General features: G+C 73.1%; 10 protein-coding genes. 9 read left to right on the forward strand and 1 reads right to left on the reverse strand.

Going from position 1 to position 15,368, the window contains the following annotated elements; all coding sequences use genetic code 11:
- The first annotated feature begins 510 nt into the window (after nt 1-510).
- From ACFP3R_RS25215 to ACFP3R_RS25255, 9 genes are all read left to right on the forward strand, one after another.
- A complete protein-coding gene (locus ACFP3R_RS25215; protein ID WP_380638946.1) occupies nt 511-2,403 on the forward strand; it encodes a glycoside hydrolase family 127 protein in 1,893 nt (630 codons plus the stop codon).
- A gap of 175 nt (nt 2,404-2,578) precedes the next feature.
- Nucleotides 2,579-3,427 carry a hypothetical protein gene (locus ACFP3R_RS25220; protein WP_380638948.1) on the forward strand — a complete coding sequence of 283 codons (849 nt, stop codon included), beginning with the start codon at nt 2,579-2,581 and terminating at the stop codon, nt 3,425-3,427.
- Between the two features lie 78 nt (nt 3,428-3,505).
- Nucleotides 3,506-5,368, forward strand: coding sequence for a glycoside hydrolase family 127 protein (locus ACFP3R_RS25225; RefSeq protein ID WP_380638950.1), 1,863 nt, complete (start codon nt 3,506-3,508; stop codon nt 5,366-5,368).
- Between the two features lie 28 nt (nt 5,369-5,396).
- Nucleotides 5,397-6,815, forward strand: coding sequence for a glycoside hydrolase family 43 protein (locus ACFP3R_RS25230; RefSeq protein ID WP_380638952.1), 1,419 nt, complete (start codon nt 5,397-5,399; stop codon nt 6,813-6,815).
- Entirely contained in the window at nt 6,794-9,625 is a 2,832-nt protein-coding gene (locus ACFP3R_RS25235; protein ID WP_380638953.1) for a discoidin domain-containing protein, read from the forward strand. The genes ACFP3R_RS25230 and ACFP3R_RS25235 overlap by 22 nt, the downstream gene beginning before the upstream one ends.
- Before the next feature lie 299 nt (nt 9,626-9,924).
- Nucleotides 9,925-10,575 carry an ABC transporter permease gene (locus ACFP3R_RS25240; protein WP_380638954.1) on the forward strand — a complete coding sequence of 217 codons (651 nt, stop codon included), beginning with the start codon at nt 9,925-9,927 and terminating at the stop codon, nt 10,573-10,575.
- Complete coding sequence (locus ACFP3R_RS25245; RefSeq protein WP_380638955.1) at nt 10,565-11,677, forward strand: ABC transporter ATP-binding protein; 1,113 nt, start codon at nt 10,565-10,567, stop codon at nt 11,675-11,677. The genes ACFP3R_RS25240 and ACFP3R_RS25245 overlap by 11 nt, the downstream gene beginning before the upstream one ends.
- The gene (locus ACFP3R_RS25250) at nt 11,674-12,426 is read left to right on the forward strand and encodes an ABC transporter permease (protein ID WP_380638956.1); all 753 of its coding nucleotides are present in this window, start codon (nt 11,674-11,676) and stop codon (nt 12,424-12,426) included. Before ACFP3R_RS25245 ends, ACFP3R_RS25250 begins: the two co-directional genes overlap by 4 nt.
- Entirely contained in the window at nt 12,423-13,415 is a 993-nt protein-coding gene (locus ACFP3R_RS25255) for a glycine betaine ABC transporter substrate-binding protein (protein ID WP_380638957.1), read from the forward strand. The genes ACFP3R_RS25250 and ACFP3R_RS25255 overlap by 4 nt, the downstream gene beginning before the upstream one ends.
- 133 nt (nt 13,416-13,548) lie before the next feature.
- Here the strand turns inward: ACFP3R_RS25255 and ACFP3R_RS25260 are convergent, their stop codons facing one another.
- The gene (locus ACFP3R_RS25260; RefSeq protein WP_380638959.1) at nt 13,549-15,258 is read right to left on the reverse strand and encodes a dihydroxy-acid dehydratase; all 1,710 of its coding nucleotides are present in this window, start codon (nt 15,256-15,258) and stop codon (nt 13,549-13,551) included.
- Nucleotides 15,259-15,368 lie beyond the last annotated feature (110 nt).

Below are 15,368 nucleotides of genomic sequence, written 5' to 3' on the forward strand. Positions count from 1 at the left end.
GCTCTGCCCGCCGCGCCGCGCTCTGCCCGCCGCGCCGCGCTCTGCCCCGCGCCCGCTCGACTGCCCCGCTCCCCGCGCCGCATCCTGCCGCCCTGCCCCGCTGCGCCCTGCCCCGCCCTGCCCCACCCCGCGCGGCCCCACCCGCCGCGCTGCACCCCGCCGCCCCGAGCCCCGCTGCGCCCCGCTCGGCCGCCCCGTCCTGCCAGCTGCCGCCCTGCCCTGCCACCCTGCTCGCCCCCACCCGCCGTTCTCCCGCCTCCCCCCGGTGGGGATCGGCACACCACCCGGTTCGTCCACGTCGTCAACCCTCCCCACAGGCCACCATGCCCCCATCCGTCGAAACCATTTCGACAGTTTGTCGAATGACGTTTCAACAATATCCGCAGATCATGAGCACCCCCGAAGAACCCGCACCAGCAGAACCCCACCGTTGCCGAAAACCTTTTCGACTGCCAGAGTGCTGGAGGTGCGGCCGACCGACCCGGTCCGCCGCCACCGCGGGAGGCTGGGATGACCCTCACGTCACCGGACACCACCGCTGTCGGGGGTCGTCCCGTAGTACCCGCCCGGGGCGCCCTGCGGCCGCTGGGCCTCCACGAGGTCCGCGTCACCGGCGGCTTCTGGGCCGTGCGGCAGGGCGTGAACGCCTCCTCCACCCTGCCGCACGCCCGCGCCTGGCAGGACCGGCTCGGCTGGACCGGCAACCTCACCTCCGGCGTCAGCTCGCCGGACCGGCTCGGCCGCGAGTTCTCCGACTCCGAGGTCTACAAGCTGCTGGAGGCGATGGCCTGGGAGGCGGGCCGGTCGCCCGACCCGGCGCTGGAGGCCGCGATCGCGGAGGTGACCGGGGCGATCGCGTCGGCGCAGGCCCCCGACGGCTACCTCGGCACGGCGTTCGGCGGTCCCGGCCGGCCGGCGCGCTACAGCGACATGACGTGGGGCCACGAACTCTACTGCGCGGGCCACCTCCTCCAGGCCGCCGTGGCGCGTGCCCGCACCGCCGGTCCCGACCGGCTGCTGGAGGTCGCCCGCCGCGTGGCCGACCACGTGTGCGCCGAGTTCGGCCCGGACGGCAGGCAGGACGTGTGCGGCCACCCGGAGATCGAGGTGGCGCTGGTCGAGCTGGCCCGCACCACGGGGGAGCGCCGCTACCTGGACCAGGCGGCCCTGTTCGTCGAGCGCCGCGGTCGGCGCAGCCTGCCCCGCCACCGGTTCGGCTGGTCCTACTTCGGCGACGACGTCCCGATCCGCGAGGCCACCGTGCTGCGCGGCCACGCGGTCCGGGCGCTGTACCTGGCGTGCGGCGCGGTCGACGTGGCGGTGGAGACCGGTGACGACGACCTGCTGCGCGCGGTCGCCGCCCAGTTCGACCGGACCCTGGCCCGCCGCACCTACCTGACCGGGGGCATGGGGTCGCGGCACACCGACGAGGCGTTCGGCGACGACTTCCAGCTGCCCGCCGACCGGGCCTACTCCGAGACCTGCGCCGGGGTCGCCGCGATCATGCTCGCCTGGCGGCTGCTGCTGGCCACCGGGGACGGGCGCTACGACGACGTGGTCGAGCGCATCCTCTACAACGTCGTGGCCACCGCGGTCGCGGACGACGGCCGGTCCTTCTTCTACGCCCACACCCTGCACCAGCGCACGCCCACGGCCGTCGTGCCCGCCGACGAGGAGCAGCTCGGGTTCGGCGGCGGACCGCGCGCGCCGTGGTTCGAGGTGTCGTGCTGCCTGCCCAACGTGGCCCGCCTGCTCGCCTCCCTGGCCTGCTACACCGCCACCGTGGACGACACGGGCGTGCGGCTGCACCAGTACGCCGACACCGACATCGACACCCGCCTGGCCGACGGCCGCGAGGTCGGCCTGCGGGTCCGCACCGCCTACCCCGACGACGGCGTGGTCACCGTGCGGGTGGTCAAGACCGACGACGAGCCGTGGTCGGTCACGCTGCGCGTGCCGCCCTGGGCGACCGGGGCGGTGCTGCACACCAGCTACGGCCGCCACCCGGCGCCCGTGGGCGACGTGGTGGTGCACCGGAGGTTCCGGCCCGGCGAGGAGATCCGGCTGGAGCTGCCGGTGACGCCGCGCTTCACCCACCCCGACCCCCGCGTGGACGCGGTGCGCGGCTGCGTCGCGGTGGAGCGCGGCCCGGTCGTGTACTGCGCGGAGAGCGCCGGGCACGACCTGGACGCGCTGCGGGTCGACCCGACCACCCCGCCCGCCGACGGCCCCGGTGGCGTGCTGGTCGACGCCCGCTTCCACGCCCCCGCCGACGCGCCGTGGCCCTACGGCCCGCCCCCGCCCGCCGCGACCGGACCGCGCGCGCCGCTGGCGCTGGTGCCCTACCACCGCTGGGCCCGCGGCGGCCCGTCCACCATGCGCGTCTGGCTGCCCACCGACTGACCCGCCCCCGACCGCGACCCGCCCCGCCCGCGACCCGCCCCGCCCCGACCCGACCGCGCCCCGACCGCGACCCGCCCCGCCCCGACCCGACCGCGCCCCGACCCGACCGCGACCCCACCCCGGGAGCGCCCCAGGACTGATCCGCCGCCACCGACAACCCGGAAGGAGGATCGCAGTGCCGCGATCCTGGAAGAGAACAGTCCTGGCCGTCCTGCTCGGCGCGGTGGCCGTCGGCGGGGTCGTGCAACCGGCCTCGGCGGACATCGCGCCCGCCGCCAACCCGCCCGGCTGGAGCCCGCCGTCGAGCCTGGTCACCCCCCTGAACCAGGTGTGGTCGCACCAGGAGAGCACCTACGGCAACCTCTACGGCTTCCGCAACTACGGCTGGGACCAGGTGTTCGCCAACGGCGGCTACCTGAACTTCTGCGTCCGCTGGGACTCCCCGGCCCCGGTGTCGGCGTCGTTGCGCGACCGCATCCACGCCAAGTTGGCCGAGCAGTACAAGAAGTGGGTGGACCTGGTGGTGGGCCACAACAACTGGCCCTACGCCACGGTGCCGGTCAAGGTCGTCGGGTGGGCCGTCCGCGACCGCGCCCAGCTCCAGTGGTCGGACAACTCCGTCGACATCTACGTCAACAACATCCGCGAGAACGCGCCGCAGTGCGCCGAGCCGTGCGGCCGGTTCTTCGTCCGCGACGGCGTCTACCGCAACTGCCCCGGCGGCGTGGCCCGGCACTACGACCAGTCGCTGTGGCTGACCGCCGGCATGGGCGGCGGCGCGGGCGGCGACTGGGGCCAGCGCGTGGGCAGCGAGTACTTCGTCAACAGCCTCAACAGCAACGACGTGACGATCCTGCTGCACGAGATCGGCCACACGTTCGGCCTGGACGACTTCTACGACTGGACACCCAGCGGCGTGTCCGGCTTCATCATGAAGGCCGGCAGCGCCCCGAACATCACCGAGTTCGACGCGTGGATGTTCCGCGACTGGTGGCGGCACCTCAAGAGCCGGTACGGCCGCTGATCCCGGGTCGGCGCCCCGCCCCACCCCGCGTCGGCGGGGCGCCGGCCACCCCCGCACCCGTCACGAGAGGTGACGCGCATGTCCCCGCACCAACCACCCCGGCGCGCCGTGCTGCGCGCGGGAGCGGCGCTCGCCGCGACCGCCCTGCCCGCCACCACCCCGCCCGGCCAGGCCACCGCGACCACCGCCGTGACCACCGCCCCGGTCCAGCCGGCGGCCCGGCCCGACATCGGCACGTCCGCCGACCCGTTCCCGCTGTCCGCGGTGGCGCTGCTGGCCGGCCCGTTCCAGCGCAACACCGCCCGCACCCACGCCTACCTGAGGTTCCTCGACCCGGACCGGCTGCTGCACACCTTCCGGCTCAACGTCGGCCTGCCGTCCTCCGCCGCCCCCTGCGGCGGCTGGGAATCCCCCACCACGGAGCTGCGCGGCCACTCCACCGGGCACGTGCTCACCGCGCTCGCCCAGGCGTACGCGAGCACCGGCGGCGCCGACTTCAAGGCGAAGTCGGACCACCTGGTCGCGCAGCTGGCCGTGTGCCAGGACCGGGCCCGGACCGCCGGGTTCACCACCGGCTACCTGTCGGCGTTCCCGGAGAGCTTCATCGACCGGGTGGAGGCGCGCCGGCAGGTCTGGGCGCCCTACTACACCCTGCACAAGATCCTGGCCGGCCTGCTGGACGCGCACCTGCTCACCGGCAACGCCCAGGCGCTGACCGTGCTGACCCGCCTGGCCGGCTGGGTCGGGTGGCGCAACGGCAGGCTCACCCAGGCCCAGCGCCAGGACATGCTCGACACCGAGTTCGGCGGCATGAACGAGGTGCTGGCCAACCTGCACCAGCTCACCGGCGACCCGGCGCACCTCACCGCCGCCCGGTACTTCGACCACGCCGAGGTGTTCGACCCGCTCGCCGCCGGTCGGGACGCCCTGGCCGGCTACCACGCCAACACCCAGATCCCCAAGGCGCTCGGCGCGCTGCGCGAGTACCACGCCACCGGCGAGACCCGGTACCGCGACATCGCCCGCACCTTCTGGGACCTCGTGGTGGGCACGCACACCTACGCCATCGGCGGCAACTCCAACGGCGAGTACTTCCGGGCGCCGAACCGGATCGCCTCCGAGCTGTCCGACCACACCTGCGAGTGCTGCAACACCTACAACACGCTCAAGCTGACCCGGCAGCTGTTCCGGACCACCCCGGGCCGGCCCGAGCTGTTCGACTTCTACGAGAAAGCCCTCTACAACCACCTGCTCGGCGCGCAGGACCCGGACTCGGCGCACGGCCACCACAGCTACTACGTGCCGCTGCGGCCCGGCGGGCAGCGCACCTACAGCAACGACTACCAGAACTTCACCTGCTGCCACGGCACCGGGATGGAGACCAACACCAAGCACGGCGACAGCACCTACTTCCACTCCGGCACCACGCTGTGGGTGACCCTGTTCATCCCGTCCGTGCTGACCTGGCCGGGACGGGGCATCACCGTGCGCCAGGACACCGGCTTCCCGGACACCCCGAGCACCCGCCTCACCGTCACCGGCTCCGGCGCGATCGACCTGCGCCTGAGGGTCCCGTCCTGGGCGGCGGGCGCGCGGCTGCGGCTCAACGGCGCGGACGTCCCGGTCACCCCGGGCGGCTACGCGCGGCTGGACCGGACCTGGGCGAGCGGCGACGTGGTGGACCTGTCCCTGCCCATGGCGCTGACCAGGGAGAGCGCCCCGGACGACCCGGCGGTGCAGGTCGTCAAGCACGGCCCGATCGTGCTGGCCGGCGGTTACGGCACGACCGACCTGACCTCGCTGCCGGTGCTGCGCCCCGACACGCTGCGGCCGACCTCCACCCCGCTGGAGTACACGGCGACGGCCTCCACCGGCCAGGTCCGGCTGGCGCCGTTCCACCGCACGCACCGGCAGCGCTACACCGTCTACTGGCGCGTCTGACCCCCACGCGACCCCCATGGAGCCCACCATGCCCAACCGCAAGCGGGCGTTCGGCCCGTTCGCCGCCCTGGTGCTCGTCGCCGCCCTGGCGCCGCCCGCGCTCGCCGCGAACCCGATCGTCACCTCCTACTACACCGCCGACCCGGCCCCGCTGGTCGTCGGGAACACGATGTACGTCTACGCCGGACGCGACGAGGCGCCGTCCGGCGGCACCAACTTCCAGATGCGCGAGTGGCGCGTGCTGTCCTCGACCGACGCCGCGACCTGGACCGACCACGGCGCCCGCGCGAACGTCGCCACGTTCCCGTGGGCGGGCGCGGACGCCTGGGCGAGCGAGGTCGAGCCGCGCGACGGCAGGTACTACTGGTACACCTCGGTCAACGGCAACGGCGCGGGGTGGATGGACATCGGCGTCGCGGTGGGCGACAGCCCGCTGGGGCCGTTCCGCGACGCCAAGGGCGGGCCGCTGATCAGCGACAGCACCCCGAACTCGTCCGGGCTCAACATCGACCCGACCGTGTTCACCGACGACGACGGCCAGTCCTACCTGTACTGGGGCGGCTACTGGGGCGCACGCGCCGCCAAGCTCAAGCCCAACATGATCGAGCTGGACGGCCCGGTGGTCACGCCCACCGGTCTGGCGAACTTCTGGGAAGCGCCCTGGATGTTCAAGCGCAACGGCCTGTACTACATGGTGTACGCCGCCAACGACACCAACGGCTGCGTCACCTCCTCCAGCTACGCCTGCCAGCGCTACGCCACCGCCACCAACCCCATGGGCCCGTGGACGCACCGCGGCGTGGTGCTCGACCAGGTCTCCTCGACCACCAACCACGCGGGTGTGGTGCAGTTCAACGGGCAGTGGTACATCGTCTACCACAACGCCAACGCGCCCGGCGGCGGCAACTTCCGCCGTTCGGTGGCCGTGGACCTGCTGCACTTCAACGCCGACGGCACGATGCGCAAGGTCGTGCAGACCACCACCGGGCCGCCGCCCAACCCGGGCGGCGGGGGCGGCGGCAACCTGGCCCCGTCGGCGACCGCGTCCACCTCGCACGTCTCGGCGTGGGAGTCGCTGGCCGCGCTCAACAACGGCGGCACGCCCGCGAACTCGGCGGACCGCTCGAACCTCGCCTACGGCAACTGGCCGGAGCGGGGCACGCAGTGGGTCGAGTACACCTGGCCCACCGCGAGATCGGTCGACCGCGTGTCCACCTACTGGTTCGACGACGGCCAGGGCATCGACCTGCCCGCCTCCTGCCAGGTGCAGTACTGGACCGGCAGCGCCTACGCGCCGGTGCCCGGCCAGTCGGCGTGCGGCGTCGCGGGCGACACCGTCAACACCACCACGTTCACCGCCGTGAGCACCACGCGGCTGCGGTTGTCGATCACCTCGAAGCCCGACTCCTCGACGGGGGTGCTGGAATGGCAAGCGTTCGCCGCGTGACCCGCCGGCTGGCGGTCCTCACCCTGCTCGGCGCGCTGCTCGTCCCCGCCGAACAGGCGGTGGCCGCGCAGACCATCGGCTACCCGACCTTCTCCGGCCCGGCGATCCCCGCCCCGCCGGTCGGCTACAGCACGGGCAGCACCATGCGCGCCATCTACGACGCCGAGGCCGGCGGCACCGACTTCTGGGTGGACCGGCTGCTGGCCCGCCCCGGCAACGACCCGGCCGGCCCGTGGCTGATGACCCGGGGACGGGGCCTGTTCATGTACACCCACAACCCGGGCGTGCTCGGGTTCGGCGGCAACGCCGCGTACTGGGACAACATCAGCAGCCAGAACGCCTACGCCATCACCGTGGGCTCGGGCGCGCTCACCGAGCAGGTCGCCAACCGGTGGCAGGCGCCCAGCCACTGGAAGGGCGTCTACACCCGGACCGGCGTGCGGGTGGACGTCGCGAAGTTCATCACCCACAACAACGTCGCCGTCACCAACCTGACCGTCACCAACACCGGCTCGGCGGCCACCACGCTGCCCCTGCGCGTCACCTCGCCCTACGCCACCACCGCCACCGGTACCGAGCTGACCGGGCAGCGGCAGGTGAAGAACAACCTCACCACCATCCGGCCCCGGCTGGCCGGTGACGGGTTCACGCCCGCGAACGGCGGCCTCGACCGGTCGATCACCCTCGCCGCCGGCCAGTCGCTCACCACCAAGGTGGTCATGGGGTTCGTCACCGACGAGATCCCCGAGTCGCTGACCGAGTACAACGCCTACCGCGCCCGCACGGCGGCCGACGCGTTCGCCACCCACGTGCGCGACCACAACCGCTGGTGGGCCGACAACGTCCCCTACCTCGACGTGCCCGACCCGGCGATCAAGAAGAACATCTACTACCGCTGGTGGCTGATGCGGTTCAACCACCTCGACGTCGACATCCCCGGCCAGGACTTCCAGTTCCCCGTCTCCATCGAGGGCGTGACCGGCTACAACAACGCCATCGCCCTCACCCAGCCGATGCACATCGACGACCTCAAGTACCTGCGCGACCCGGTGTACTCCTACGGGCCGTGGCTGTCGGCGGGCCAGTCGTCGAAGGGCGGCCGGTTCGTGGACAACCCCGGCGACCCGGAGAACTGGTCCAACTCCTACACCCAGTACATCTCCGAGGCCGCCTGGCGCGCCTACCAGGTCCACGGCGGCCAGCCCGCCATCGCCGGCAACCTCGCCCGCTACGCCGAGGGCGACGCCAAGGGTCAACTGGCCACCTACGACACCAACGACAACGGCGTCATCGAGTACGACTGGGGCGCGATGACCGGCAACGACGCCGACGCCGTCTCCTTCGACTGGCGACCCGGCAACCTCGACCGCGCCGAAACCGCCTACGTCTGGAGCGGCGCGACGGCCGCGCGGCAGGCGTACGCCCTGGTCGGGAACACCGCCAAGGCCAACGAGATGCAGGCCCTGGCCGACCGCGTCCGCACCGGCGTGATCAACACCCTGTGGAACCCGTCCCGGCAGCTGCTGGAGCACAAGCACGTCTCCACCAACACCCACGTGCCGTGGAAGGAGATCAACAACTACTACCCGTACTCGGTCGGCCTGATGCCCGACACCGACCAGTACAAGCAGGCGCTGCGCCTGTTCGCCGATCCCGCCGAGTACCCGGTGTTCCCGTTCTACACCGCCAACCAGCGCGACAAGGCCGTCGCGGCGGCGGCCGGGCACCCCGGGTCGAACAACTTCTCCACCATCAACTCCACCGTCCAGTTCCGCTTCTACTCCTCCGTGCTGCGCAACTACCCCAACCAGTGGACGACCGCCGAGGACTACAAGAAACTGCTGTACTGGAACACCTGGGCCCAGTACGTCGGCGGCAACACCCAGTGGCCCGACGCCAACGAGTTCTGGGCCAACTGGAACCCCTCCGGCCGCACCATCGACTACCGCTCCTGGATCCACCACAACATCCTCGGCAGCTCCAACTGGACCCTCGTCGAGGACGTGGCCGGCCTGCGCCCGCGCACCGACACCCGGGTGGAGCTGTCGCCCATCGACATCGGCTGGTCCCACTTCGCGGTGAACAACCTGCGCTACCGCGGCCTGGACCTCAGCGTCGTCTGGGACGACCCCGCCGACGGCGTCACCCGCTACCAGGGCGTGCCGGAGGGCTACTCGGTCTACCTCAACGGCACCCGCGCGTTCACCGTCGACCGGCTGACCCGCGTGCTCTACGACCCGACCACCGGCGCCGTGACGTTCCCGTCCGGCAGCGGCACCGTCCGCTTCAGCACGCCGTTCGCCGGGTTGCGCGCGCCCCAGGACGTGGTCCACACCGGAGCGCGCGTGGTCGACGTCTTCGCCAAGGCCGGCGTGAACCTGACCTCGACCGCCCCCAACCTCGCCCGCGGCGCCGCCGTGTCCGCCTCCTACACCGCGTCGGGCACCTCCACCGCGGCGGCGGTCGACGACCTGCCGACCAACGAACCGCTGTGGGGCACGGCGGGCTCGCCCAACGCCCAGGACTGGTACGAACTGGACCTCCGCCAGTCCCGCGCGGTGGGGGAGGTGCGCCTGTACTTCCGCGACGACCGGGCGGCCAACCGCTACCGCGCGCCCGCCTCCTACACCGTCCAGCGCTGGGACGGCAGCGCCTGGGTCGCGGTGCCGTCGCAGGTCAGACAACCGGCCGCGGCCCGCGCCAACTACAACCGGGTCACCTTCACCCCGGTCACCACCCAGCGGCTGCGCGTGCTGCTCACCCACGCGTCGGGCTTCAGGACCGCGCTGACGGAGGTGAAGGTCCACTAACCACGTCGGTCCGCGGTCCGGCCCGGGGGGTGCCCACCCCCCGGGCCGGACCCGTTCCACCACCACGTCATCCGCTGTGTCGCCGCCCCGGCGGGGTCACGCTCCGTGCACTGTGGATCGACCACCCGTCCACACGAGACGCGCCCCGACGACCCGCGCGGACCCCCGATCGTCAGGCGATCGTCAGGTTGATCCGGGATGATGTCCCGGATGATGGGAGCGATGTTCGCCTCAAGATCGCCACGGGTACCCGTCCGGCGCCCACCCGAACAGGTGGGCGGGTCCGGTGGGGGGTCGCCGTGAGTTTCTGGGAGTTCGTGGCCGACCGGTGGAACCGCCTGCTGGTGGAGGCCCTGCTGCACGTCAGCGCCGTGGTGCAGTGCACGGTGCTGGCCGCGGTCATCGGCGTGGGGGTCGGCGTCGCGGTGTACCGCAGCCCCGTGGGCTCGACCATCGCCACCGCGCTGACCAGCGCGATCCTCACCATCCCCTCGTTCGCCCTGCTCGGCCTGCTCATCCCGGTGCTGGGGCTGGGCGTGGAGCCGACCGTGGTCGCCCTGGTGCTCTACGGGCTGCTGCCGATCGTGCGCAACACGATCGTGGGACTGTCCGGTGTCGACGGCGCCGTGCGGGACGCGGCCCGGGGCATCGGCATGACCCGGCTGGGCACCCTCACCAGGATCGAGCTGCGGCTCGCCTGGCCCGCCATCCTGACCGGCACCCGCATCTCCGCCCAGATGCTGATGGGCATCGCGGCCATCGCCGCCTACGTGCGCGGTCCCGGGCTGGGCGTGGAGATCTTCGCCGGGCTGACCAGGGCCGGCAGCGCGAACGCGACCAACCAGGCCATCGCCGGCACCCTCGGCATCGTGGTCCTCGCGCTGGTCCTGGACGGCGTCTTCGCGCTGATCGGCCGTTTCACCACCTCCAGGGGGATCCGTGGCCAGTGAGATCGAGCTCGTCGACGTGACCAAGCGGTACGGCGGCGCGTCGGAACCCGCCGTCGACTCGGTCAGCCTGACCGTGCCGGCCGGGGAGATCGTGGTGTTCGTCGGCCCCTCCGGCTGCGGCAAGACCACCACCATGCGGATGATCAACCGGCTGATCGAGCCCACCTCGGGCCGGATCACCATCGACGGCCGGGACACCCTGTCGCTCGACCCCGACGAGCTGCGCCGCGGCATCGGGTACGCCATCCAGCAGGCCGGGCTGTTCCCGCACCTCACGGTCGCGCAGAACGTCGGCACGGTGCCGGGCCTGCTGGGCTGGGGCAGGACCAGGGTGGCCGAACGGGTGGACGAGATGCTGGACCTGGTCGGGCTGGACCCGGCCGACTACCGCGACCGCTACCCCCGGCAGCTGTCCGGCGGCCAGCAGCAGCGCGTGGGCGTGGCCAGGGCGCTGGCCGCCGACCCGCCGGTGCTGCTGATGGACGAGCCGTTCGGCGCGGTCGACCCGATCACGCGCGGCAACCTCCAGGACGAGCTGATGCGGTTGCAGGCGGAGCTGCGCAAGACCATCGTGTTCGTCACGCACGACTTCGACGAGGCGGTCAAGATCGGCGACCGGATCGCGGTGCTCGGCAAGCAGTCCCACGTCCTCCAGTACGACACGCCCGAGGCGATCCTGGCCAACCCCGCGGACGACACGGTCGCCGGGTTCGTGGGCGCCGGGGCCTCGCTCAAGCAGCTGCGGCTGCGCCGGGTGCGCGAGGTCGAGCTCAGCCAGGCCGTGACCGCGTCGGTGGGCGACGAACCCGCCGAGGTCGGCCGCAGGCTGGCCGGGTCGGGTCACCAGTACGCGCTGCTGCTGGACGCCCGCGACCGGCCGGTGAGCTGGGTGCACGCCCGCGACCCGCGGCAGCCGCGCCCGGTCGGCGACTCGGTGTCGCTCCAGTCGACGCTCCAGGACGCCCTGGAGGCCATCCTCACCGAGGGCGGCGCGGCCGTCGTGACCGGAGCGCGCGGCGAGTACGTGGGCGTGGTCGAGATGGACGCGGTCATCGGCACGGTCCGCAAGCTGCGCGAGGACCACGCGGAGGTGGGCACGTGACGACCGCGGCACAGGTCCGCCGCGCCGACCGGCTGCGGCTGCTGATCCAGCCGATCGCCGTGCTGGTGCTGGTCGGCGGGGTGCTGGCCTGGGCGTTCTCCCGGGACCTCGACTCGATCGAGCGGCAGAGCATCAACGCCCCGGCGCTGACGTCGGCCACCTGGGACCACCTGGTGATCAGCTTCGCGGTGACCGCGCTGGTCCTCGTGGTGGCCGTCCCCCTGGGCGTGGTGCTGACCCGCCGGTGGGCCCGCCGCGCCGCGCCCGTGTTCCTGGGCATCGCCACGATCGGCCAGGCGTCACCGGCGATCGGCATCCTGGTGCTGTTCTTCCTGGTGTCCGGCCTGGACGGGCTGTGGGCGGCGGTGCTGCCGATCGCCTTCTACACGCTGCTGCCGGTGCTGCGGAACACCGTGGTCGGGTTGCAGGGCGTCGACCCGGCGCTGGTCGACGCCGGGCGCGGCATCGGCATGTCCGCCGCCACCGTGCTGCGCCGCATCGAACTGCCCCTGGCCGTGCCGCTGATCCTGGCCGGGCTGCGCACCGCCCTGGTGCACGCGGTCGGCGTGGCGACCCTCGCGGTGTTCGTCAACGGCGGCGGGCTGGGGCTGCTGATCGACACCGGATACAAGCTCGCCCGGGTCACCGTGCTGATCACCGGCGCCGTGCTCGCCGTGGGCCTGGCGCTGCTGGTGGACTGGCTCGGCGCGGTCGCCGAGACCCACCTCGGACCGAAGGGGCTGCGATGAGCGGGGGACCGACGGCCCGGCGGCTGGCGGCGCTGGCGCTCGCCGCCACCGGCCTGCTCGCGTCCGGCTGCGGGCTGGAGTCGTCGTTCGCGCTGCCGTTCGAGGTCGGGCCCGGCTCGATCCGGCCGGTGCCCGAGCTGGCCGGGGTGGACGTCGCGGTGGGCTCCAAGGACTTCACCGAGAACCAGGTCCTGGGCTACCTCGCCGAGGTCGCGCTGGTGGCGGCCGGCGCGGACGTGCGGGACATGACCAACATCCAGGGCTCCAACAGCTCGCGCCAGGCGCTGATCACCGGCGACATCGACCTGTCGTGGGACTACACCGGCACCGGGTGGATCAGCTACCTGGGCAACACCGAGCCGATCCCGGGGGAGCAGGAGCAGTACGAGGCCGTCCGCGACGCCGACCTGGCCCGCAACGGCCTCGCCTGGCTCGACTACTCGGCGGTGAACAACACCTACGCCTTCGCCGTCACCCGGCCCTTCGCCGAGACCCACGGCCTGCGGACCACCTCGGACATGGCGGAGCTGATCCGCCGCGACCCGGCCCAGGGCGTCTTCTGCCTGGAGACCGAGTTCGTCAGCCGCAACGACGGGTTCCCCGGTGTGGCCCGCGCCTACGGGTTCGACCCGGGTTCGGCGCAGGTCAAGACCTTCGGCACCGGCACCATCTACACCGCCACCGCCGACGGGCTGTGCAACTTCGGCGAGGTGTTCACCACCGACGGGCGCATCCTGGCGCTGGACCTCGTGGTGCTGGAGGACGACAAGAGGTTCTTCCCGCAGTACAACGCCGCGGTGGTGCTGCGCGACGAGTTCGACCGGGCCCACCCGACGGTGCGGGAGGTGCTCGCGCCCATCGTCGCGAAACTCGACAACGACACGATCCGCGAGCTCAACGCCGAGGTCGACGTGGACGGCCGCGACCCGGCCGTGGTCGCGCGCGACTGGCTGGTCCGGGAGGGCTTCGTCTCGGTGCCCGCGCCCTGACCGGCGGGTGGTTCGGGGGGTGGTTCGGCGGGACCACCGCGGCGAGAACCCGGTGCCACCCCGGACCCGGCACCCCGGACCCGGCACCCCGGCACCCCGCACCCCGGACCCCGGCGCCGTGGTTCCGGCACCGTCAGTGCGACTCGCGGCCGACCACCGAGCCGCTGGAGCCGAGCAGGAAGTCCAGGTCGGCCCCCGTGTCGGCCTGGAGGACGTGGTCGACGTAGAGGCGCTCCCAGCCGCGCCGGGGGTCGGCGAACCCGGCGACCGCGGCCGCGTCGGGCGTGCGCCGGGCCAGCTCCGCGTCGGACACCTCGACGTCGATGCGGCGGGCGGCCACGTCCAGGACGACGACGTCGCCGGTCCGCACCAGCGCCAGCGGACCCCCGGCGGCCGCCTCGGGGGTGACGTGCAGGACCACGGTGCCGTAGGCGGTGCCGCTCATCCGGCCGTCGCACACCCGGACCATGTCGCGCACCCCCTGTTCCAGGAGCTTCCGGGGCAGCGGCATGTTGGCCACCTCCGGCATCCCGGGGTAGCCCCGGGGCCCGCAGCCGCGCAGCACCAGCACCGAGTCGGCGTCCACGTCCAGGTCAGGGTCGTCCACGCGGGCCCGGAAGTCCTCGACGGAGTCGAACACGACCGCGCGGCCCCGGTGGCGCAGCAGGCCCGGCGACGCGGCGGCGGGCTTGATCAGCGCGCCCCGGGGCGCCAGGTTGCCGCGCAGCATCGCGATGCCGCCCTCCGCCACCAGCGGCGCGGCGCGGGGGCGGATCACCTCCGGGTCCCAGGTCGGGGCGTCGTCCAGGTAGTCGACCAGGGGCCTGCCCGTCACGGTCAGCGCGTCCGGGTCGAGCAGGTCCCGCACCTCCCGCAGCACGGCGAGCAGACCGCCGGCGCGGTGCAGGTCCTCCATCAGGAACCGCCCGGCGGGCAGCAGGTCCACCAGCACCGGCACGCGCGAGCCGACGCGGTCGAAGTCGTCGATGGTCAGCTCGATCCCGAGCCGCCCGGCGATGGCCAGCAGGTGCACCACGGCGTTGGTCGACCCGCCGATCGCGGCCAGCGCCACGATCGCGTTGCGGAACGACCCGGCGGTCAGGAAGGAGCTCGGCCGCCGGTCGGCGGCGATCAGGGACACCGCCAGCCGTCCGGTCTCGTGGGCGGCCTCCAGCAGGCGGCTGTCCGGCGCGGGCGTGCCGGCCACCCCGGGCACGACCACGCCCAGCGCCTCGGCGACCAGCGCCATGGTGGAGGCGGTGCCCATGGTGTTGCAGTGGCCCCGGCTGCGGATCATCGCGGACTCCGACCGGGTGAACTGCTCGGCCGACAGCGTCCCCGCCCGGACCTCCTCCGACAGCCGCCACACGTCGGTGCCGCACCCCAGCGGCACGCCCCGGAACGTGCCGGTCAGCATCGGCCCGCCGGGCACCACCACGGCGGGCAGGTCGACCGACGCGGCGGCCATGAGCAGCGCCGGGATGGTCTTGTCGCAGCCGCCCAGCAGCACCACCCCGTCGACCGGGTTGGCCCGCAGCAGCTCCTCGGCGGCCATCGCGGCCAGGTTGCGCCACAGCATCGCGGTCGGCCGCACCTGGGTCTCGCCCAGCGACACGACCGGCAGCTCCAGCGCGACCCCGCCCGCCTCGTGGACGCCGGTCCGCACCGACCGGGCGACCTCGGTCAGGTGCGAGTTGCACGGCGTGAGGTCCGAGGCGGTGTTGGCGATCGCGACCTGCGGCCGGTCGAAGGCGTCACCCGGCGCGCCCCGCCGCATCCACGCCCGGTGGATGTAGGCGTCGCGGTCCCGACCCGCGTACCACCGCGCGCTGCGCAGCTCCATCCCCGACCGCCTCCTGTGCACTGGGTACGGTGATCCGGATGCCCGACAACCCCGAAGGTACGCACATGCCCGACGCCGCGACAGCACCCGACCGGCGGGCAGGACGCGCC

Source organism: Saccharothrix lopnurensis (assembly GCF_042658445.1).
In the GTDB taxonomy this organism is placed as follows: domain Bacteria; phylum Actinomycetota; class Actinomycetes; order Mycobacteriales; family Pseudonocardiaceae; genus Actinosynnema; species Actinosynnema lopnurensis.

What these genes read in the sequence shown, in the direction of transcription:
- ACFP3R_RS25215 (WP_380638946.1), top strand. Translation starts at nt 511, where the DNA reads ATGACCCTCACGTCACCGGACACCACCGCTGTCGGGGGTCGTCCCGTA.
- ACFP3R_RS25225 (WP_380638950.1), top strand. Translation starts at nt 3,506, where the DNA reads ATGTCCCCGCACCAACCACCCCGGCGCGCCGTGCTGCGCGCGGGAGCG.
- ACFP3R_RS25230 (WP_380638952.1), top strand. Translation starts at nt 5,397, where the DNA reads ATGCCCAACCGCAAGCGGGCGTTCGGCCCGTTCGCCGCCCTGGTGCTC.
- ACFP3R_RS25235 (WP_380638953.1), top strand. Translation starts at nt 6,794, where the DNA reads ATGGCAAGCGTTCGCCGCGTGACCCGCCGGCTGGCGGTCCTCACCCTG.
- ACFP3R_RS25255 (WP_380638957.1), top strand. Translation starts at nt 12,423, where the DNA reads ATGAGCGGGGGACCGACGGCCCGGCGGCTGGCGGCGCTGGCGCTCGCC.
- ACFP3R_RS25260 (WP_380638959.1), bottom strand. Translation starts at nt 15,258, where the DNA reads ATGGAGCTGCGCAGCGCGCGGTGGTACGCGGGTCGGGACCGCGACGCC.